This window comes from Aeromonas sp. FDAARGOS 1403 (genome assembly GCF_019047325.1).
Lineage (GTDB): Bacteria > Pseudomonadota > Gammaproteobacteria > Enterobacterales > Aeromonadaceae > Aeromonas > Aeromonas dhakensis.
The window spans coordinates 3,302,853-3,324,783 of the sequence record NZ_CP077249.1 but is presented as its reverse complement, the minus strand read 5'-3'; the positions used below and the strand labels follow the sequence as shown (position 1 = coordinate 3,324,783).

Here is a 21,931-nt window from a genome sequence, read left to right as displayed (position 1 = left end):
GAGACAGTCGGTGAACGGGGAGCCAAACCAAGTCACTCCATCAGCCAGATGTAGCCGACGCGCACTGTATTCTGAGCAAGGCCAGCGCATCGAGCAGGATCACCCGCTTGCGAGCGCGGCGATATTTGCCCGCACCGCACGATGGCGATACCATCGGCGCCTGCCCGTTTCTGAACCTGGATAACTGATTGCCATGTCGCGCCCCCTGATCCTCGCCTCCACCTCCCGTTACCGCAAAGCCTTGCTGGAAAAGCTGGGCCTCCCCTTTGAGTGCGCCGCGCCCGAAGTAGATGAATCTGTGCTGCCAGGTGAAGAGGCACAGGCGCTGGTGGCCCGCCTTGCCCATGCCAAGGCCAGCGCCATTGCCGGCCTACGTGATCAAGGGCTGATCATCGGCTCGGATCAGGTGTGCGTCTGCGATGGCCGGATCCTGGGGAAACCGGGAACGGTCGAACAAGCAGTAGCCCAGCTGATGGCGGCCCAGGGGCGCAGCGTCACCTTTTATACCGGCCTGTGCGTACTGGATGCGGCCTCCGGCCGGGTCGAGCAGCTGGTTGAGCCTTTCACCGTCCATTTTCGCCAGCTGGATGAGGGGGCTATCCGCCGCTATGTGGAGGCCGAACGTCCCCTCGACTGCGCCGGCAGCTTCAAGTGTGAAGGCATGGGTATCGTGCTGTTCAAGGCTCTGGAGGGACGCGATCCCAATGCACTGATCGGCTTGCCGCTGATCGGACTGATCGAACTGCTGGAGCGCCACGGCCTCTCTCTGCCCTGATGAAGGCAGAATGTTGGCAATAAAAAACGGAAGCCTTGGCTTCCGTTTTTTATTGCATCCCGGTGCTTGTCATCAACCCAGCAGCGCCCTCAGCTCCGCCATGGTATCGACCACCGCCAGCGGATGGTGGGCCTGCAGGCGCCCCCGGTTGTGCACGCCCCAGCTTACGCCGATGCGCGGCATGGCCAGCGCTTCGGCCATCGCCATGTCGTGGATGGAGTCACCTATCATCACCGCCTGTGACGGGATCAGCGCCAGCTCGGTCAGGATTTGGGTCAACATCAGGGGATCAGGCTTGGAGTTGGCCTCATCCGCTCCGCGCGTGGCGGCAAAGAGTGGCCGCAACCCGGTTTCATCCAGTACCCTGTCCAACCCCCGCCGTGACTTGCCGGTCGCCACCGCCAGCGCAATGCCCTGCTCGTGCCAGCCGTGCAGCAGCTCCCTCGCCCCGGCAAACAGTGGGCTGGGAGTGGCATCGTGCAGATAGTGGTGGCGATAGCGGGCGATCAGAGCATTGGCTCGCTCACCGCCCTGCTCCAGGGAAAACAGCCGGGGGATGCCGACCTCCAGACTGAGGCCGATGATCTGATGAGTCTCGGTGGCGGTGGGCACCAGCTCGGCACAGTCACGGGCCGCGGCAGCCACGCAGGCCACTATCCGGCCCACCGAGTCCATCAGGGTACCGTCCCAGTCGAAAATGGCGAGCCGGATCTGCGTCATCAGCGTGCCAATCCGTTGAGGAAGGTCTCGAGCTCGGGCGACAGGGGCGCTTCGACCTGCATCTCGCGACCATCGGCCGGATGAGTGAAGGTCAGCCGCCAGGCATGCAAGAAGAGCCGTTTCAGGCCTTGGCTGCGCATTTTCTCGTCAAATGCCGCTTCCCCATATTTGTCGTCACACGCGATGGGGTGGCCGGCATGCAGGGTATGCACCCGGATCTGGTGGGTACGGCCGGTGATCGGGCTGCACTCGACCAGGGTCGCCTCGGCGAATTGACGGGCAATGCGAAACCGGGTTTCAGACGGCTTGCCATCGGCACTGACCCGCACGACCCGCTCGCCGGATTGCAGATCATTCTTGCGCAGCGGCGCATTGACCACCTTGACGTGGGGTTGCCACTGGCCACGCACCAGTGCCAGGTACTGTTTGCGCATGGTCTTGACCCGCAGCTGCTCGTGCAGACTGCGCAGAGCGCTGCGCTTCTTGGCGACCAGCAACACACCGGAGGTGTCGCGATCGAGACGATGCACCAGTTCGAGAAAACGGGCTTCCGGGCGCAGGGCGCGCAGCCCTTCGATGACCCCGAAGCTCAGCCCGCTGCCGCCGTGAACGGCCATGCCGGACGGCTTGTTGAGCACGATCATGGCGTCGTCTTCAAACAGGATCTGGCTCTCCAGACGCTGGATGCTGCCGAGATTGGCCGAGGGCAATTCGTTCTTTTCGGCGACCCGCACGGGGGGAACCCGTACCTCGTCACCGGTGCAGAGTTTGTACTCCGGTTTGATGCGCTTTTTGTTGACGCGCACTTCCCCCTTGCGAAGGATGCGATAGATCAGGCTCTTGGGGACGCCCTTTAGCTGAGTCTTGAGAAAATTGTCGATGCGCTGCCCGTCATGCTCAGCTTCGATGGTGAGCAGCTGCACTTGTTGTTGTATCTGTGTCATGGCGCGGATTTTAACACTGCCGACGGCCCTTGGCTGCATGCTTTGTTGAAAAATGGCGCCTTGCTATAAAAGTGATTTAAATGGGATAATAAACAAGGTTTTGTCATTGTGTTCAAGCCTTGTACTAAGTGGCCAAAAATTATGCCACCCAATCCCGAAACACCGTGTATACAAGAACATGACGGTTCCCGGGTGCGAGGTACAGCGCATGGAGAACGCAAACAGAACCGCCTATTTGTCTCCACACCGGTATCCTTTTCATGCCTTCTCGAGAAGGCTGAACCAGAGTGCCCTTAGTTTGCGCCTCATGCATACCCCAACCGGGAGGTTGCCCCAGTATGCTGAAGACCCGAGGCCGGCGCCGGCAGGATCCTGTGGAGGAAATCAAAATGACAAAATAACGAGAACTCAATGAAAAGAATGCTAATCAACGCGACTCAGGAAGAAGAGTTGCGCGTAGCGCTGGTTGACGGACAACAGCTCTACGATCTAGATATTGAAAGTCCGGGACACGAGCAGAAGAAAGCGAACATTTACAAGGGCAAAATCACCCGCGTAGAACCCAGTCTCGAAGCTGCTTTTGTCGACTATGGCGCCGAGCGCCACGGTTTCCTGCCGTTAAAGGAAATCGCCCGCAATTACTTCCCCTCCGGTTACTCCTATCAGGGTCGTCCTAACATCAAAGAAGTGGTCCGCGAAGGCCAGGAAGTCATCGTCCAGATCGACAAGGAAGAGCGTGGCACCAAGGGTGCAGCCCTCACCACCTTCATCAGTCTGGCTGGCAGCTACCTGGTGCTGATGCCGAACAACCCCCGTGCCGGCGGTATCTCCCGTCGCATCGAGGGCGATGAACGGACTGAACTGAAAGAAGCCCTGAGCGGCCTGACCGTGCCGGACGGCATGGGCCTCATCGTGCGTACCGCCGGTGTGGGCAAGTCCCCGGAAGAGCTGGAATGGGATCTGAACGTTCTGCTCAACCACTGGGACTCCATCCACAAGGCGTCACAGAGCCGCTCCGCGCCGGTGCTGATCCATCAGGAAAGCAACGTCATCGTACGTGCCATCCGTGATTACCTGCGCCGCGATGTGGGTGAGATCCTGATCGACAACCCGGTCATTTTCGAACGCGCCAAGTCGCACATCGAGCTGGTACGTCCCGATTTCCTCAACCGCGTGAAGCTGTACAAGGGTGAAGTTGCCCTGTTCAACCACTTCCAGATTGAGAGCCAGATCGAGTCTGCCTTCCAGCGTGAAGTGCGCCTGCCCTCCGGCGGCAGCATCGTGATCGATCCGACCGAAGCGCTGACCTCCATCGATATCAACTCCTCCCGCGCCACCAAGGGCGGCGATATCGAAGAGACTGCGCTGCAGACCAACCTGGAAGCGGCCGACGAGATTGCCCGTCAATTGCGTCTGCGTGACCTGGGTGGTCTGATTGTCATCGACTTCATCGACATGACGCCGGTTCGCCATCAACGCGAAGTGGAAAACCGTCTGCGTGAAGCCGTGCATCAGGACCGTGCCCGCATCCAGCTTGGCCGGATCTCCCGTTTCGGTCTGCTGGAGATGTCTCGTCAGCGTCTGCGTCCCTCCCTCAACGAGTCCAGCAGCCATATCTGCCCCCGTTGCCAGGGGCAGGGCGTGATCCGTGACAACGAGTCACTGGCCCTGTCCATCCTGCGTCTCATCGAAGAAGAGGCGATGAAGGACAACACCGAGCAGGTGCATGCTCAGGTGCCGGTCGATGTCGCCGCCTATCTGCTCAACGAGAAGCGCAGCTCCATCGCCAGCCTGGAACAACGCAATGATGTGCGTGTCTACATCATTCCGAACCAGCACCTGGAAACCCCGCACTACGAAGTGACCCGCATCCGTCAGAACGAGATCCCGGAAGCGGCCAGCTACGAGCTGAAAACCGAAATTGCCAAGCCGGTCTACCAGCCCAAACAGGCCCAGACCATCGAGCGCGAGCAGCCCCTGCTGCAAGGCTTCGTCCAGGCACCGCAACCGGCTGCGCCGGCGGCCCCCGCCCCTGTTGCAACCCCGGTTGCTGAAGAGCCGGGCCTGTTCGGCAAGCTGTTCAAGAGCCTCTCCAACCTGTTCGGCGGCAATGCTGACAGCGCCGAGGTCACCGCGCCTGCCGAGAAACCGGCAACCCGCGAGGCTCGCAAAGAGGACGGTCACCGTCATCAGCGCGATGAATCCCGCAGCCGTGGTCAACGTGGTCGTCGTGACGACAACCGTAGCAGCCGCAACGGCGATGCCGGCGAGAAGCGCGAAGGCGTGGCCAGCCGCGAGAACGGCGAAGGCCGCAACCGTCGTCCGCGCAAAGAGCGTGAGCCGCGTCAGGAACGTGAAGCCCGTGGTGACGTGCGCGAACAGCGCATGGAACGTGAACCTCGCGAGGCTCGTGAGCCGCGTCAGGAGCGCGAACCTCGTGCCCCACGTCAGGCTCGTGAGCCCCGCGCTCCGCGTGAACCGCGTGCCGAGGTAGTGGTTGACACACTGGACAGCGTAGAAGCCGTTGCCACCAACGTGGAACAGCGTCAGGAAAAAGAGCAGAAAGTGGCCGAGCGCCGCGAACGCCGCCAACTGCGCAAGCAGATCCGCGTCGATGCGCCTGCCGATGACGCCGCTGTTGCCCACGCTGCCGATGTAGCGCCGGTTGCCGCCGTCGATGCCGTTGACGCGACTGAACAGCAGGATGAGCAGGCAGAAGGCCAGCGTCGTTCCCGCCGTACTCCGCGCAATCAGCGTATCGAAGGTCAACGTCGCAAGCGCATCAACGAAGAAGCTCGCAGCCAACGTGACGATGAAGAGCAGACTGCCGAAATCGCTGCACCGACTCTGACTGCCGCCGCGCAAGCCGATGCAGCCCAGGTCAAAGTGGAAGAACCGGCTGTGCCCGTGATCACCATCCCGAGCGCTGAAGCCGTTGCTGCTGCCCTGCAGGCCTCCTCTGCCCTGACCGAGCACGTGGTTGCCGAGGCCGTCGCCGAAGAAGCCCGCGAGCAGGCCGAAGCCGTTGTCGCCGCTGAACCGGTAGCAACCGTCGTCGAAACTGCCCCCGTGGTGGCCGAACCGGTCATTGCTGCTGTTGAAGCTGCACCTGTTGCAGTGGAAACCGTGGCAGAGGCTGTCGTTGAGCCCGTACAGGCTGTTGAGACTCCGGTTGTCGAGAGCAAGCCGGTTGTGGAAGCGACCGTAGAAACCGTCCCAGCAGTTGCAGACGTTGTTGCCGCACCGACCGTTGAGCCTGTTGTCGCTGCAGAGACTGCCAAGGTTGAACCCGCAACCGCAGCCCCGGCTGCCAAGCAGGTCAAGCGCGGTGGCAGCCTGCTGGCTGGTGCCCGCAAGGCCTCTGCCCCGATGGCAACTCCGGCCGCCGCCCCTGCCCTGCCGGCACGCGAGCCGGTCGAGTATGCACCCTTGGTGCGCAGCGAAGTGGCCACTTCCGGCCGTCATGGTGGCAGTACTGCCGCCGTCAACGTTTCAACCAGCCCGGCCGGTCGTCCCTGATTGACCCGCTAGCCTGATAAAAGAGCCACACACTGTGTGGCTCTTTTTTTATCTCTCTATGTAGCTCGTATTGACCCAGGAGCAGCGCCTGCAACCCAGTCCATTACAGTCTGCTCATCTTCTTTATGCCACTCTGTGCAAACCGATCCCGTCATGCTTCCCTACCCCACTACCCCACTACCCCACTACCCCACTATCCAGGCTTCATACCGCTGATGCATCCATATGACCTGAAACCCGGGTCGTTTTACGACAGCAGACATGGTCAGTTGAAACCGCGGTTAACACGGCTTGCTCCCCCACTCCAGGCGGCTTTCCAAGCAGTGCAGCTGTGATAGCGGAGCAGAACATTGCTCATGCCGTTGCACACTGTCCATTTCTTCTATCGGATATTCACCAACGCACATTTGTACTCTTTGTCTTTGCCTCGTTACATCATCTGAACTCTGCGGCTCGCGCCGATTGGCCTCCCCACTACTTGAGTGATTGGTCTAACGGGCCACGGTGTTGTCGATGTGACATCCTCCCGCTTTGTATACTGGTTTTTTTGAAGGTCGTGATATGGGCGAGATCAGAGACGAGTCTTTTACATTGTTTTCAAATATTTAGTTTGATGGCATATCATGGGGGTACTGGAGTCCTCGACCTTACCAAGATATGGCAGAGCGTTTAGTTTTGAAGGTATGAAAAAAGGGCCCTTGGGGCCCTTTTGACAATCAGATGGAACTGGTTCAGCTGAACAGATGGTTGCTGATCAGGAACAGACCACCGGAGAGCAGCATGGTGAGCGGCAGGGTCAGCACCCAGGCCATCAGAATGGTCTTGATGGTCTGGCTCTGCAGGCCCGACTTGTTGGCCACCATGGTCCCCGCTACCGCAGAGGAGAGAATATGGGTGGTGGACACCGGCATGCCGGTCAGACTGGCAATACCGATGGAGGCAGCTGCCGTGATCTGGGCTGCGATCCCCTGGCTATAGGTCATGCCGGAGGAGCCGATCTTCTCGCCTACCGTGTAGACGATACGACGCCAGCCCACCATGGTACCGCAGCCAAGCGCCAGGGCGATGGAGACGATAACCCAGGTCGGCGCGTATTCGGCGGTCGCGGTCAGATCCTTCCGCCATTTGGCGAGATCGGTCAGCTCCTTGGCCGGCAGCGGCAGCTTGGAAACCTTGCGGGCGGTATCGTCGATGCACAGCAGCAGGCGACGTACTTCACGGCGATCGGTCAGGTCCATCTCTTCATAGGTACGCACCTGGGCAAGACGATTGTCCAGGGTGGCCATGGCCTGCAGTGCTCCGGAGGCGACGCAGTGGGTCATCAGCTCTTCCTGGGCCTGGGCAGGCACCTTGAAGTCCACCACCTTGGAAACCAGCTCATGGTTGCGCTGATAGATCTCCATGATGCGCTGGTTGGCATCCTGGGTGCGATCCAGATCGTAGGAGCGGCTGTTCATGTCCAGCGCGAAGTAGGCCGGCGCCATGCAGATCAGCACCAGCATCACCAGACCGATACCCTTCTGGCCATCGTTGGAGCCGTGCACGAAGCTGACCCCCATGGCAGAAGCTACCAGCGTGAGGCGAGCCCAGAACGGCGGATGCTTCTTGCCATCCACCAGCAGGCGCTCTTCCGGTGTTTTGTGGATCTTGCTGCCCTGCCAGACACGTTTCATGGCAAACAGCAGTATGGCCGCAATGATGAAACCGACGGTGGGCGAGATAATGAGGGAGAGCATGATATCGATGGCTTTGCCGACATTGATGCCTTCCTGCAGCGGTTGATGGTTGATCCAGGCATAGGCGCCGCCTACCCCCAGGATGGAGCCGATCAACGTGTGCGAGCTGGATGCGGGGATCCCGAAGAACCAGGTGCCCAGGTTCCACACGATGGCGGAAAACAGCAGGGAGAACACCATGATCAGACCCTGGGTAGAGTCCATTCCGAGCAGCAGATCGATGGGCAGCAGGTGAACAATGGCATAAGCCACCCCCAAGCCGCCCATCATGACCCCTGCAAAGTTGAACAGACCGGATGCCACCACAGCAGTATGTGCCGGCATCGCCTTGGTATAGATGACCGTTGCTACCGCGTTGGCGGTATCGTGAAAGCCATTGATGAATTCATAGGCCAACACAAAAAAAACGGCCAATACCAAACCGATTGACCACCACAAACCCAAACCACTAAACATTTCAAACATAAAAAACGAACCTGTTTATGAGTTGCGGCGGATTATGCCAGAAGGCTGATAACGCCATACCCGTTGTTGAAATATTTCAGTAAGAAAAAAAAAGAGCATTCAGCCAAAAAATAGCTTAGCGCCAGTCACCATGCGGCTTGTCTTGGATTAATTAAACAGACCTTGCCTGACAAAAACAGTCCCCAAACGGGAACAATTCATCATCTCTGGCCCCTTCAATTTCCCTCCACAGGTGCCTGCTGCGTCAATCTTGGACCGACCCAAAAGGGAAAATTGCACAAGGAACCGACAACTTCCCTGCCGACGCAGGTTGCCACCACCATGGATAAGGGCGCCGTTGCGGGCGCCCTTCTTCAGCATATTGTCTCTTGTCGACGGCCAAGGATCACGCAGGCCAGATCAGTCCTGGTTGATGCGGCTGGCCACGGCGCCCTGCTGGCTTTTGTACTTGGCGTTTTCCCGCTTGTTGTAGGGGCGCGCCGCCACACCGGAGAGCATCTCGAAGTTCAGCGCACCGATCTTCATCTTGGGGCGCAGCGCCAGCGGCAGCTTGCCGCCGTTGTAGAACTCCAGCACGATGCGACCGGACCAGCCCGGATCGATGCGGTGTGCGGTCACATGTACCATGAGGCCCAGGCGAGCCAGGGAGGAGCGGCCATCGAGCCAGCCGACGATATCCGCCGGCAGGGTGACCGATTCATAAGTGACCGCCAGCGCCAGCTGACCCGGGTGCAGATAGAAGGCTTCCCCATCGGGAATGTGAATTTCGTCGCTCATCACCCGATCGATGGCATCGGCCATCTCGCTGCTCGGCCCGCTCAAGTCGATGTAGGGGGCGGTGTGATCGCGAAACACCCGAAACTCGTTGCCCAGCAGCACGTCGACGCTGACGCCACTGATCCGTTCAATACCGGGTCTTGGCTCAATGACGATCTTGCCTTCATCCAGATGACGTTCGATATCGGTATCACAAAGACGCATTGGGCGACTCTCCTGACAAATTGTTCATTTAAAAAAGCCGGGCATCACCCGGCTTGATATCTCTCAACCAATCAACATATGGCGGATCCGCGCCTTGAGCATGTCAATGGCGATGCGGTTCTTGCCGCCACGGGGCACAATCACGTCCGCGTACTGCTTGGAAGGCTCGATAAACTGCAGGAACATGGGACGCACCGTTTTCTGGTACTGCTTGAGCACGGAATCCATGGTCCGGCCGCGCTCCTGCACGTCGCGCACCAGGCGGCGCAGCAGGCAGATGTCGAGCGGGGTATCCATGAAGATGGAGGCATCCATCAGATCGCGCAAGCGGCTGTCGGTCAGCAGCAGGATCCCTTCCAGAATGATCACCCGGCGCGGGGCAAACGGGGTCACATCGCTCATGCGGGTGTGTTCGGTGTAGGAGTACTGGGGAATATTGACGGCATCCCCCTGCACCAGCTGGCTCAGGTGCTGTACCAGCAGGTCGTGATCCAGAGCGTTGGGGTGGTCATAGTTGGTCTTGACCCGCTCTTCCATGGTCAGGTGGGTCTGATCGCGATAGTAGCAATCCTCGGTGATCACGCCAATCTGACCGGCTCCCAGCTCGGCCACCAGCTCTTCATAGATGGTTTGGGCTATAAGACTTTTGCCGGACGCGGATGCACCAGCAATACCGATGATCACACACGAATGTTGAGTATCAGACATTGAAAAATACCTAAAGAGAAGAGCAGTGGGGATTGTTTAAACCGATCCATTATATAAAAAAGGGTGAGCCCTGCCCACCCTCAAATCCACCCCAAACGGCCGACCGCCGATTATTCATCCAGCGCCATGGCATAGAGCGGGGTCGCAATCGGTTTTCCGCTGAAATAGAGCTCAGCCCCCACCCGACGGGCCAGTTTCAGATAGGCCTCTGCCAGCTCCCCTTTCGGTGCGCCGAACACGGTCGGGCAACCATCGTCCATGTGTTTGCGGATGTCGATGTGCAGTGGCAACTGACCCAGCAGCGCCACCTGATACTGCTCGGCCATCTTCTGGCCGCCGCCGGTACCGAACAGCGCCTCATGATGACCACAGGCGCTGCAGACGTGATAACTCATGTTCTCGACGATGCCGAGCACGGGCACATTGACCTTGTTGAACATGGCTACCCCCTTGCGCGCATCCGCCAGCGCCACATCCTGAGGGGTGGTGACGATCACCGCTGCCGTGGTCGGTACCTGCTGGGCCAGGGTGAGCTGGATGTCACCGGTGCCCGGCGGCATGTCCACCACCAGGTAGTCCACCTCGCCCCAGCGGGTCTCGTGGAGGATCTGGCCCAGCGCCTTGCTCGCCATGGGGCCGCGCCAGATGGTGGCATCCTGCTCGGAGACCAGATAGCCGATGCTGTTGCTCTTGAGGCCACAGGCCATCACCGGCTCCATCAGCTTGCCGTCATGGCTGACGGGACGCTCCTTGAGGGTTCCGGTCATGGTCGGAATGGAGGGACCGTAGATGTCCGCATCCAGAATGGCGACCCGCGCCCCCTCCTTTTGCAGTGCCAGCGCCAGGTTGACGGCGGTGGTGGACTTGCCCACCCCGCCCTTGCCGGAGGCAACCACAATGATGTTGCGAATGCCCTGCACCGCCGCCAGCCCCTGCGCCCGCGGCATGCTGGCCACCTCGATCTCGCCGACCCAGTCGATACGGGTCGCGCCGGTGACGCTGCGCAGCCGGGCATCGAAGTCCTGCTGGATCTGCTCGAACAGGGAGTGGCCAGCGAAGGGCAGCACCAGCTTGATGGTGAGCGCCGAACCTTGTTTGTCGATGCTGCGCACGAAGCCGGCAGCCACCAGATCCTTGCCCCACCCTGTCGGCTTAAATTCGGCCAGGATCTGTTTTACTGAATCAATCACCATTAACTCCTCATTATCTTGTCATTATCTTGAGGTGAACGGTTACCGCACACAAATCAGTGGCTTGCCTGCTTGCCGACCAGCGTGCGCCGGCGGGTAGGACGAGCCACAACCCTAGGCAGGCTACCCCCAATTCGGGTAACATGCACGGCACTCTATCATCCCAACAAGCACATCAAGAACGACTATATGGCAACTGATCCTCGTACAATGCTGGTAACCTGCGCCCTTCCCTATGCCAATGGCTCCATCCATCTTGGCCACATGCTGGAACACATCCAGGCCGATATCTGGGTTCGTTATCAGCGAATGCGCGGTCACCAGGTGCACTTTGTCTGTGCCGACGATGCTCACGGCACCCCGATCATGCTCAAGGCCCAACAGCTGGGGATCACCCCGGAAGAGATGATCGCGGCCGTCTCCCAGGAGCACCAGGCCGACTTCGCCGGGTTCAACATCAGTTTTGACAACTATCACTCCACCCACAGCGACGAGAACCGTGAGCTGGCCGGGCTTATCTACGGCCGTCTGCAGGCCGGCGGCAAGATCAAGAGCCGCACCATCTCCCAGCTGTTCGATCCGGAAAAATCCATGTTCCTGCCGGATCGTTTCGTCAAGGGCACCTGCCCCAAGTGCAAGTCCCCGGAGCAGTATGGCGACAACTGCGACAGCTGCGGCGCCACCTACAGCCCGACCGAGCTCATCGATCCGAAATCTGCCGTCTCCGGTGCCACTCCGGTGATGAAGGACTCCGAGCACTTCTTCTTTGACCTGCCACAGTTTGAGACCTGGCTGGCCGACTGGGTGCGCGGCTCCGGCGCCATTCAGGAAGAGATGGCCAACAAGATGCAGGAGTGGTTCGAAAGCGGCCTGCAGCAGTGGGACATCACCCGTGACGCCCCCTACTTCGGGTTCGAAATTCCGGGCGCCCCGGGCAAGTACTTCTACGTCTGGCTGGATGCCCCCATCGGTTACATGGCCTCCTTCAAGAACCTGTGCAACAAGCGCGGTGACATCGATTTCGACAGCTACTGGAAAGCGGACTCCGAGGCCGAGCTCTACCACTTCATCGGCAAGGACATCGCCTACTTCCACTGCCTGTTCTGGCCATCCATGCTGGAAGGCGCGGGCTTCCGCAAGCCGACCAAGGTCAACGTGCACGGCTACGTGACCGTCAACGGCGCCAAGATGTCCAAGTCCAAGGGCACCTTCATCAAGGCCTCCACCTATCTGAACCACCTGGATCCGGAGTGCCTGCGTTACTACTACGCCGCCAAGCTCAACAGCCGCATCGACGATCTGGACTTGAACCTCGAAGACTTCGTGCAGCGCGTCAACGCCGATGTGGTCAACAAGCTGGTCAACCTGGCGTCGCGCAACGCCGGCTTCATCGCCAAGCGCTTCGACGGCAAGCTGGCCGCCACCTGCGCCGAGCCCGAGCTCTACGCCGAGTTCGCCAACGCCCGCACCGCCATCGCCGAGGCCTACGAGAGCCGCGAGTTCAGCCGCGCCATCCGCGAGATCATGGCGCTGGCCGACAAAGCCAACCGCTACGTGGACGACAAGGCCCCCTGGGTCATCGCCAAGCAGGAAGGGGCGGATGCCGAGCTGCAAGCGGTCTGCTCCGTCGGCATCAACCTGTTCCGTGTGCTGATGGCCTACCTCAAGCCCGTCATGCCGCTGCTGGCCGAGCGCGCCGAGGCCTTCCTGGCCGAGACCCTCAGCTGGGATGGTATCGCCGCCCCGCTGGTCGACCACACTGTCGCCCCGTTCAAGGCGCTCTTCTCCCGCATCGAGCCGGCCAAGATTGAAGCCATGATCGAGGCTTCCAAAGAGGATCTGGCCAAAGAGCAGGCACCGAAAGCCACCGGTCCGCTGGTTGATGACCCCATCAGCGAAACCATCGCCTACGACGATTTTGCCAAGATTGACCTGCGCGTGGCGCTGATCACGAAGGCCGAAGCGGTGCCGGAAGCGGACAAGCTGCTCAAGCTGCAACTGGACATCGGCGGCGAGACCCGTCAGGTGTTTGCCGGCATCAAGTCCGCCTACAACCCGGAAGATCTGGAAGGCAAGCTGACCGTGATGGTGGCCAACCTAGCCCCGCGCAAGATGCGCTTTGGCATGTCCGAAGGCATGGTGCTGGCCGCCGGCCCGGGTGGCAAGGATCTCTGGATCCTGGAGCCGCAGGAAGGGGCCCAGCCTGGCATGCGCGTCAAGTAAACGCTACCGTAGCCGTTAACAATGAGGGAGGCCTGGGGCCTCCCTTTTATTTTCCCTCTTTCCTCCTCCTCTTCTCCCACCGCTTGCGCCGTTTTGCGCTTTGTCTCCCACCTTGGGTGCTTGTTGCTCCCAAGCAATTTGCCTAGACTGGCGATTCACTTCGGGCCCATGGCCCATTCATCAGGCAAGGAGCAAGCATGATCACCTTATATGGCACCCCCGTCAGCCGGGCCCTGCGCGTATCCTGGTTACTGGAAGAGCTGGACGTGGCATGGCAGTTCCAGTTTCTCGACTTCGCCAAGGGCGAGAATCGCAGCGACTGGTTTTTGACCCTCAATCCAAGCGGCAAGATGCCGGTGCTCAAGGACGGGGAGTTCGTGTTGACCGAGTCCGCCGCCATCATGCAGTACCTGGCCGAGGTGTATGGCCCGAACTGGCTGCCGGCCAGAGGGACCCAGGCCTCGGCACTGCACGCCCAGTGGGTCAGTTTCATCACCTGCGAGCTGGAACAGCCGCTGTGGACCATCGGCAAGCACCGCTTCGCCCTGCCCGAGGCCCAGCGCCTGCCGGCCATCTTCCCCACCGCCAAGTGGGAGTTCGACAAGGCGGCGGCCATCGCCGAATCCTGGGTGCCCGAGCAGGGTTACCTGCTGGGTGAGCAGGTAACCATCGCCGATCTGCTGCTGGCCCATACCCTGATGTGGGCCACCCGTTTCGAGCAGACCATTCCGCCCAAGCTGGCGGCCTATCGGGATCGTCTGGCCAAACGCCCCGCCCTGCAGGCGGTGCTGGCCAAGACCCAGGCCATCGCCGATGCCGCTCAGGCCGGCTGACCTGCGGACAAGAAACCGTCAATGCAAACGGGAGCCCGCAAGGCTCCCGTTTTTTATGGCTGTTTGGCATCATTGGCGTGGCAAGGCGCTCAATTGGTATGAAAGCCGCTCCCCTTGGGCGGTGGCGCAACTTCATACTCCATCCGGGTCACCTCGGCGGTGCGCGGGCCACGCTCCAGCCAGCCCAGCATCATTTGCACGCTCTGCTCCGGCCCGCAGATGAGGATCTCCACCGAGCCATCTTCCAGGTTGTAGGCATGGCCCCGCAGCCCCAGTTGCAGCGCCCGCTCCCGGGTGAAGTAACGAAACCCCACCCCCTGCACCAGGCCCCACACTCGCACGACAAACGATTGCTCTCCCATTTCTCACACCTTCCCCTTAAGAAATTTCCCTCCAAGGCGATAATGAGCGCGACACTCTCATCCCCTTGCAGGACGCAATACCATTATGAAAGAAGTAAAGTTTCGGTGGGTTGACCGTTATCTCATTCACCTCACGATCAGCGAAAAATTTCTCATCACCTTCTGGTGCCCACTGTTGTTCATCGCCTTTATCAGCTGGTACCTGCTGGCAGGCGGCCATCAGCAGGAGATGCAGCTGCGCCTGGATCAGCTCAAGCAGCGGGTCGAACTGAGCGCCCAGCTGGCCAGCCAGCACGCCGATCTGACCCTGCCCGCCGAGCTCACGCTGAGCCCGACCGGCAGCACAGGGTTAACCCAGCAGGGCGACATCTATCGATACGGCGCCAGCGCCGGCCAGGCCGGGGTCGTCACCGGTACCCTGGATGCCTCCCGCTACTCCCTGTGGGATGGCCAAGGAACCACCCTCACCATCATCGCCGTGCTGGCCGCCCTGCTGGCCCTGGTGACCCACTACCTGATGACCTTCGTGTCGGGGGCGCTCTACTCCACCAACAAGGCGCTGCAGACAGTGGCGGATGGCGATCTCACCTTCCGCCTCAACTTCTTCCCGGTGCGCGACGAGTTCTCCATTCTGGCCGGCAGCATCGACCGCTTCACCGACCGCCAGCACAAGATAGTACAGCTGGTGGAAGAGTCCGCCGAGGCGCTGACCATGGCAGCCGACGAGTTTCGCGATCATGCCAGCGAAGGCGAAACCATGGCCCGCTCCCAGCGCCAGCACATGGACTCCCTTGCCGCCGCCATGGAGCAGATGTCCGCCGCCATTCGCGAGGTGGCCCGCAACGCCAACGACACCCTGCAGCAGACCCGCCAGTCGAGCGAAGAGGCAGCCAATGGCGCCTCCCGAGTATCGCGCACTATCACCGCCATCCGCACCCTGGCCGACGAGATCGGCAACGCCTCCGGCGCGGTGGAGCGGCTGACCCACAATGCCAATCGCATCAACGAAGTGGTCAACGTCATCAACGCCATCTCCCAGCAGACCAACCTGCTGGCCCTCAACGCTGCCATAGAAGCGGCCCGCGCCGGCGAGCAGGGCCGTGGTTTTGCGGTGGTGGCCGACGAGGTTCGCACCCTGGCCAGCCGTACCCAGCAGGCCACGGTAGAGATCCAGCAGATGATTGAAGAGCTGCAGGCCGGCACCGGGGCACTGAACGACATCATGGAGAAGACGGTGGAGCGGGCGGCCAGCAGTCAGCAGCTCATCAGCGAGGTGGGGCTAGACATCGACAAGCTCAGCAACCACAGCGATGCTGTGCTGGAGATGAGCACCCAGATCGCCACTTCGAGCGAACAGCAGAGCTCGGTGGCCGAAGAGATCACCCGCAATCTGGATCAGGTGCGCCATGAAGCGGGCCAGGTGGAAGCGTCCGCCAGCGCCTCGGTGGCCGGCACTGCCGGCCTCAAGGCCACCGCCACCGAGCTGACCCAGGCCCTGAAAGGCCTGAAGATCTAACTTTCCGCGCAATAACGACAGAGGCCATCCCAGGGATGGCCTCTGTCGTTTCAGCATTAACACGGGTTTGAAATAGCGTCACCGAACTATTTGTGCTCAATGACGCTCCACTCATTTGATCGCGGTGCTGCCCGCTTCCCCCATCATCATGACTGCAGCAGGCTGAGAGCCATATTGGGTCGGCTGTTGGCCTGACCTAAGATGGATGAGCTCGCCTGCTGCAATATCTGGGTACGCACCAGGCGGGCCGACTCACTCGCTATGTCGGCATCCCGGATCCGTGAACGGGCAGCACTGAGGCTCTCATTGGCGTTGGCCAGATTTCGTACCCTGGCGTCCAGTGCATTGGCCTGGGCCCCGAGCCGCGAACGCTGAACCCCTAGCTGTTTCATGCCCACATCCAGCGTCTTGATCGCTCTGCTTGCATTGTCATCATTAAGAACATCAATATTATCAATGGTATATTTCTTCTTGTCTGCTTGATAGAAACCCAGTGCATGCAAGCTCGCCCCTTGCATGTCGATGTTGGAGTACTTGTCACCAGATGAGTGCAATTCCATCTGGCCGATATAAGTCGTGGGGGACACATCTGGCAAAAGAGCGCTCAAAGAAGAATTGCTGCTCACTGGCGGCGCCGGTGGTGCGGGTTGCGGAGGGGGCGTTGTGCCATTGGCCAGCGCAAGACTGTTCCCCTGTGAGCTATAAACGGTCAATGCATTGCTGGCAGGATTGTTACTGTTGGACGCACTCACATAAAAACCTAAACCTGCAGATTGCGCAGTACTGTTGATGCGTTGAACCACAGTTGCCATGATGGCGCTATTTTTTGCGGTCGGATTGACCGGATCCCATCCAGTCATATCAATCCCGCTGGTCAAGTCCACAGAGTGGCCCGCCACATCGATATAGGATGGCAAGGCGGACAAATCGACGGAAGAGGCCACGGAAAATGGCAGTTGCCGTGCTGTTACCGGCCCCTGATTATTGGGAAAGGTTGTGCCATTGATATCAGCCACGAGCGCTTCCAGGGTTGCATAATCCTTGTCAAAGGTCACGCCGTTGAGAGTCACGGGCTGAGCTGAAAGTTTGAGATCAGAAATGTCATAAGCCCCCGGCTTGCTGCCTGCCGGACTGCGCGCTTGCCACTCCATCTCCCCCAGATTTTTGGTTTGTGCATTGAGATCGGTGATGACGGTATTCTGACCTGCATAAGCTCCAACCGAGAAGATCCCCTTATAACTCCCCGCCAGCAGTTCCTGTCCGGCAAACTGGGTACCTGTGGCGATCCGGTCCATTTCCAACTGCAGTTGCTTGAATTCAGCATTCAGGGCTATGCGATCCTCTGTCGTATTGGCACCACTCCCTGACTGCAACGCGAGAGTACGCATCCGCTGCATCAGGTTCATCGACTCATCGAGTGCCCCATCAGCCACATTGATAACTGATATCCCATCATTGGCATTGCGGATCGCCGTGTTGGTCCCGTTTACTTCACTGGTGAGACGATTGCCAATCTGCAAGCCGGCAGCATCATCGGCAGCACTGTTGATACGCAATCCGGATGAGAGTCGTCGATAGACCGAATCCAGCGTGTTTGATGACTGACCAAGATGACGAGACGCATTGAGGGAGGAAACATTGGTCGCAATAGAGAGTGACATGAACAGCTCGATACAAGGAAAGATTCAAAATGGCCTCCACACTATCGACATCACCAAATGGCTCTTTATAGGAAATTGCACAGAATAAAGATAAAAATACCAATATGGATATATTTTGCGCACTAAAGGAGTGGGCTTGAGCAAAAAAAAAGCATTTAAGGCCAATACTGATAAGCTGAGCAGCCAGATACGCCAACGCCGAGTTTCATGAAATTACGTGAAGCCGGTACCTGATCGCTGCTCAAGGGCAGAGAGCAGTCATGCGTCGTATGCCAGCAAAGACTGGCTTAGCAGCCCTCTTGCCCTTAGAATGTGGCCCCTTTTCTTTTGACCATCTGGCAACTCCCATGAGCGCTTCCATCTATCTCGTCAAAGGCCGCGAAAAATCCCTGCTGCGTCGCCACCCCTGGATCTTCTCCAAGGGGATCGAGCGGGTTCAGGGCAACCCCATTGACGGCGATACCGTCGAGATCCTCACCCATGACGGCAAATGGCTCGCCCGTGGCGCCTGGTCCGGCAGCTCCCAGATCCGCGCCCGGGTCTGGACCTTCGACAAGGATGAGACCATCGATCTCGACTTCTTCATCCGTCGCCTGAAATACGCCCAGGAGTCCCGTGACGGGCTCATCAAGCGTCAGGGCCTCACCGGCTATCGCCTGTGCGCTGCCGAATCCGACGGTCTGCCAGGCTTGACCATCGACCGCTACGCCGATTTTCTGGTGTGCCAGATCCTCTCCGCCGGCGCCGAGTTCCAGCGTGAGCTGATCACCCAGGCGCTGCGCACTCTCTACCCCGAGTGCAGCATCTATGAGCGCTCCGACGTGGCGGTGCGCAAGAAGGAAGGGCTGAAAGAGCGCACCGGCGTCATCTATGGCGAGACCCCGAACGAGCCGGTAGTGATCGAGGAGAATGGCGGCGTCAAGATCCTGGTGGACATCCGCAACGGTCACAAGACCGGCTTCTATCTGGATCAGCGTGACAACCGTCAGGCCGCCGCCAAGTACACCGAAGGCAAGCGGGTGCTCAACTGCTTCTGCTACACCGGTGGTTTTGGCGTTTATGCCCTCAAGGGCGGCGCCAAGGAGGTGGTCAACGTGGATCTCTCCCAGAATGCGCTGGACATCGCCCGCCAGAACGCCGAGCTGAACGGGCTGGATACCAGCAACACCCAGTTTGTCCGTCACGACGTGTTCAAGCTGCTGCGTGAATACCGCGAGAAGGGCGAGAAGTTTGACGTCATCGTGCTGGATCCACCCAAGTTTGCCGAGAGCAAGGCCCAGCTGCTGGGCGCCTGCCGCGGCTACAAGGACATCAACATGCTGGCGTTCCAGCTGCTGGCGCCGGGTGGCGTGCTGCTGACCTACTCCTGCTCCGGCCTGATGGAACAGAGCCTGTTCCAGAAGATCGTCGCCGATGCAGCGCTCGATGCCGGCCGCGACGCCCAGATCCTGGAGCTCTTGTCCCAGGCCTCCGATCACCCCATAGGTACCGCCTATCCGGAAGGCTTCTACCTCAAAGGGCTGGTGGTGCGCGCCCGCTAAGCTGAGCAGACCAGCGCTGCCCCCCTTGTCCCCGGCTCCAGAGCCGGGCCGGGGTCAGGCAAGCCATCCAGAAGCCCGCGATCAAAGCGGGCTTTTTTATGCAGCTCTTGCGGCCGCCAAAGAGATAACCTCCCCTCGACGTTGCCACCAGCAGCGATGGGTGCCCCTGTCTCTCCTCTTCAACTGACTACAGCCATCCTCAATCTGGAATTGCCCCATCGTTAGCCCGCTTCTCATGCCTCTTTCACCCTTGGCATGGCATACACAGCCCGCCAGCAGGGACTGCCCGGCATTTGTTTTATGCAAAAACATGAAATGTTACGCATCAACATTAAAAATATCTCGGGGAAATATCGGCAATAAACGCATATTCACTCACCTGAGTGAATATTGTTGTTTTCCCCTGTGGTTGTCACACCATGCCTCTCCCGGCTCGTCAAAGCACCAGGTCGGCAGGAATGCATCATTCCATTCAGTCACGCGCTGGCGCGCCCAGCGGGAAGTAGTGCCGAAATGGTCTGGCCTCCTCCACCACCCGCACGATGGAGGGATGGCTGAGTAGACGGGCGCGATAGGCACGCAGGCAGCCATGGCTAGCGGGGATCTCGTGGGCCCAGTCGGCGTAGAAGAGCGAGGGCGCGGCGGCGCAATCGGCCAGCGTGAAGTCTGCACCGGCAATCCAGTGGCGCCCTTCCAGCCGCTGATCGAGCCAGGGGTAGATCTGATCGAGCAGCTCGCGGGCCTCCACTACGCCATAGCGGTCACGCTCAGCGGCCGGGCGCAGCATATCCAGCACCACTTTTTGCATCGGCGTCATCACATAGTTGTCGAACACGCGATCCAGCATATGCACTTCCAAGCCCGCATCGCCAGGCGGGATCAGGCAGACGGGGCCCGGGTGGTGCGCCTGCAGATGGGCGACTATGGTGCTGCTCTCGAGGATGCAGCGACCGTCATCCAGCAGCACCGGGAAGCGCTTGAGCGGCCAGAGGGCGGCAAGTTCTGCGTTGGCCGCCGGCTCTTCGAGATTCCGGTACTCGAACGGGGTGGCATTCTCGTAGAGGGCGATCAGCACCTTCTGGCTGTAGGACGAGAAAGGATGGGCATAGAGTTTCATCGGGATGCTCCTGGCACGCGGATGGATGACTCACCTAGTCTAGATCCCTTCTCCACTTCCGATGCCGCGCTCATCCCTTGCTGGTTTTTGGATGATAAGTGCGCATTCATGACGACAATCACACCCGTATGGCTCTCTTTTAGGTAGGGTGATCCCGCCTGCGGCCGCCAAGCCGGGGCCGCCGACTCATTGATGAGCGGCACCACAACAAAAATCGATGTCAGGCCAAGCTGAACATCATCAAGGATCCCGTCATGAATCAATCATTGCCACTGTTGACACCGCTGCGGGGCATCGCTGCCCTGATGGTGGTGCTGTTTCACGCCCGCTTGCTGCTCTTTCCCCAGTGGATGGAGTCGATCGCCGGCCACACCCAACTCATCGAGAACGGCTACCTCTGGGTCGATCTCTTCTTTATTTTGAGCGGGCTGGTGCTGGCCCACGTCTATGGGGATGCCTTTGCCCGCACGCCTCGCACCATCGGTTATGGCCGCTTCCTCTGGTTGCGACTGACCCGGGTTTATCCCCTCTACCTGGTGACCCTGCTGCTGCTGGTTGGCTGGGAGCTCTACAAGGCCCACCATGGGATTGGCTTCTACGCCGGCCCCCTGTTCAAGATGTGGGAGTGGGAGGGGATGCCTCCTTTCGGCTCGCCCTTTACCCCGGCCGAGGCGCTGCCAAGCAGCCTGTTGCTGCTGCAGGTGGTGACCGATCACGGGTTGACCTGGAACTTCGCCGCCTGGTCGCTCAGCGTGGAGTGGATTAGCTATCTGCTGTTCCCATTGCTAATTCCGCTCGCCGTCACCCGCAGCCGCTGGAGCAACCTCGCCCCTCTGCTGGCCCTGACGGTGCTGGCCTTTATCGTGCACAGCCGGGGTACCCTGGATGTCACCAGCGGGGCGCTGGCCATCGGGCGCGGGGTGAGTGAATTCGTGCTCGGCCTCTGGCTGCTGCCGAAGGTGAAGGCTGCCCGCCAGTGGCCCATGATGCAGCGGGATCTGCCGCTGCTGCTCGCCTTTCTGCTCCCCTTCGCGCTGATGCAGTTCACCATGACGCCGCAGCTGACCCTGCTGCTGATCAGCGCCTACGTGTTGCTGATCTGGATTGCCGCCTGCCAGGGCGATCGCCAGAGCCCGCTGCTGCGCCTGCTGGATAACCGCGTCACCAACTGGCTGGGGGATCTCTCCTACTCCATCTACCTGCTGCACGCCCTGGTGCTGCTCACCGGCTGCGAGCTTGTCCACTATCTGGCGCCGGGGCTCACCGAGTGGTGGTATGCCCAGACCAACCCCTTGCTGGGTGTGTTGGCCACCTTGTTGATGCTGGCGGTGCTGATCGGGCTCTCGGCGCTGAGCTACACCCTGCTGGAGCGGCCGCTGCAACGGCGCCTGCGCCGGCTCGGCAAGACTCGCCAGCCGGTGATGGAGCAAGCCGGCTAAGTTCCCCACCAAAGATGGCCCCGATGGCAGCATGGCTTGCCTTCGGGGCTACATTGGGGAGAGCCTTGTCAGCGACATGGCGAGAGCGGCCCCCTTCCTCTAAAGCCGCCAATTCCCTGCGCTTTGTGTGAATTCCAGTTCGAACCAGAGCGGCCATTTATGGCATAATGGCCCGTCCTGTGGCCCTTGGCGGGGCTGCGC

The 21,931-nt window shown here is 59.9% G+C and carries 16 protein-coding genes; 7 read left to right on the top strand and 9 right to left on the bottom strand.

All coding sequences use genetic code 11. The annotated features are described in order from the left end of the window. Positions 1-193 precede the first annotated feature (193 nt). Positions 194-775 (top strand): nucleoside triphosphate pyrophosphatase, encoded by a 582-nt coding sequence (locus I6L33_RS15505; RefSeq protein WP_026141059.1) that lies wholly within the window; start codon positions 194-196, stop codon positions 773-775. Between the two features lie 72 nt (positions 776-847). Here I6L33_RS15505 and I6L33_RS15500 read toward each other — a convergent pair whose 3' ends face one another. Beyond that, positions 848-1,495: an HAD family hydrolase gene (locus tag I6L33_RS15500; protein WP_017782845.1), complete on the bottom strand. Its 648-nt coding sequence runs from the start codon at positions 1,493-1,495 to the stop codon at positions 848-850. Further along, a complete protein-coding gene (gene rluC, locus I6L33_RS15495) occupies positions 1,495-2,439 on the bottom strand; it encodes a 23S rRNA pseudouridine(955/2504/2580) synthase RluC (protein WP_201880576.1) in 945 nt (314 codons plus the stop codon). The genes I6L33_RS15500 and rluC overlap by 1 nt, the downstream gene beginning before the upstream one ends. Positions 2,440-2,850: 411 nt before the next feature. On the opposite strand from rluC, the gene rne reads away from it, so the two are divergent. Further along, on the top strand, positions 2,851-5,958 hold the full coding sequence (gene rne, locus I6L33_RS15490) for a ribonuclease E (RefSeq protein ID WP_216972868.1): 3,108 nt from the start codon (positions 2,851-2,853) through the stop codon (positions 5,956-5,958). A 731-nt stretch (positions 5,959-6,689) separates the two neighbouring features. Here rne and I6L33_RS15485 read toward each other — a convergent pair. The 4 genes from I6L33_RS15485 to apbC all read right to left on the bottom strand — a co-directional run bounded on the left by I6L33_RS15485 (position 6,690) and on the right by apbC (position 11,041). After that, positions 6,690-8,159 (bottom strand): inorganic phosphate transporter, encoded by a 1,470-nt coding sequence (locus I6L33_RS15485; protein ID WP_216972867.1) that lies wholly within the window; start codon positions 8,157-8,159, stop codon positions 6,690-6,692. Between the two features lie 399 nt (positions 8,160-8,558). Beyond that, complete coding sequence (gene dcd, locus I6L33_RS15480) at positions 8,559-9,140, bottom strand: dCTP deaminase (protein ID WP_005300960.1); 582 nt, start codon at positions 9,138-9,140, stop codon at positions 8,559-8,561. A 63-nt stretch (positions 9,141-9,203) separates the two neighbouring features. Continuing rightward, positions 9,204-9,848, bottom strand: a complete 645-nt coding sequence (gene udk / locus I6L33_RS15475; protein WP_005300963.1) for a uridine kinase — start codon at positions 9,846-9,848, stop codon at positions 9,204-9,206. A gap of 110 nt (positions 9,849-9,958) precedes the next feature. Then, the gene (gene apbC / locus I6L33_RS15470; RefSeq protein ID WP_216972866.1) at positions 9,959-11,041 is read right to left on the bottom strand and encodes an iron-sulfur cluster carrier protein ApbC; all 1,083 of its coding nucleotides are present in this window, start codon (positions 11,039-11,041) and stop codon (positions 9,959-9,961) included. 186 nt (positions 11,042-11,227) lie between these two features. Between apbC and metG the strand changes: the two genes are divergently transcribed. Further along, positions 11,228-13,261 carry a methionine--tRNA ligase gene (gene metG, locus I6L33_RS15465; protein WP_201885018.1) on the top strand — a complete coding sequence of 678 codons (2,034 nt, stop codon included), beginning with the start codon at positions 11,228-11,230 and terminating at the stop codon, positions 13,259-13,261. Between the two features lie 197 nt (positions 13,262-13,458). Continuing rightward, the gene (locus tag I6L33_RS15460; RefSeq protein ID WP_010633965.1) at positions 13,459-14,094 is read left to right on the top strand and encodes a glutathione S-transferase family protein; all 636 of its coding nucleotides are present in this window, start codon (positions 13,459-13,461) and stop codon (positions 14,092-14,094) included. A gap of 89 nt (positions 14,095-14,183) precedes the next feature. On the opposite strand, the gene I6L33_RS15455 is transcribed toward I6L33_RS15460, so the two are convergent. Beyond that, positions 14,184-14,456: an acylphosphatase gene (locus I6L33_RS15455; protein WP_005300975.1), complete on the bottom strand. Its 273-nt coding sequence runs from the start codon at positions 14,454-14,456 to the stop codon at positions 14,184-14,186. Positions 14,457-14,541: 85 nt separating this feature from the next. Between I6L33_RS15455 and I6L33_RS15450 the strand changes: the two genes are divergently transcribed. After that, a complete protein-coding gene (locus I6L33_RS15450; protein ID WP_213343409.1) occupies positions 14,542-15,972 on the top strand; it encodes a methyl-accepting chemotaxis protein in 1,431 nt (476 codons plus the stop codon). Positions 15,973-16,118: 146 nt separating this feature from the next. Here I6L33_RS15450 and I6L33_RS22140 read toward each other — a convergent pair whose 3' ends face one another. Then, positions 16,119-17,633 carry a flagellin gene (locus I6L33_RS22140; RefSeq protein WP_216972865.1) on the bottom strand — a complete coding sequence of 505 codons (1,515 nt, stop codon included), beginning with the start codon at positions 17,631-17,633 and terminating at the stop codon, positions 16,119-16,121. Between the two features lie 347 nt (positions 17,634-17,980). Here I6L33_RS22140 and I6L33_RS15440 point away from each other — a divergent pair, with 347 nt between their 5' ends. Further along, on the top strand, positions 17,981-19,174 hold the full coding sequence (locus I6L33_RS15440) for a class I SAM-dependent methyltransferase (RefSeq protein ID WP_216972864.1): 1,194 nt from the start codon (positions 17,981-17,983) through the stop codon (positions 19,172-19,174). A 472-nt stretch (positions 19,175-19,646) separates the two neighbouring features. Here the strand turns inward: I6L33_RS15440 and I6L33_RS15435 are convergent, their stop codons facing one another. Then, positions 19,647-20,291: a glutathione S-transferase family protein gene (locus I6L33_RS15435; RefSeq protein ID WP_213343406.1), complete on the bottom strand. Its 645-nt coding sequence runs from the start codon at positions 20,289-20,291 to the stop codon at positions 19,647-19,649. A 254-nt stretch (positions 20,292-20,545) separates the two neighbouring features. Between I6L33_RS15435 and I6L33_RS15430 the strand changes: the two genes are divergently transcribed. Next, entirely contained in the window at positions 20,546-21,730 is a 1,185-nt protein-coding gene (locus I6L33_RS15430) for an acyltransferase (RefSeq protein ID WP_216972863.1), read from the top strand. Positions 21,731-21,931: the final 201 nt, after the last annotated feature.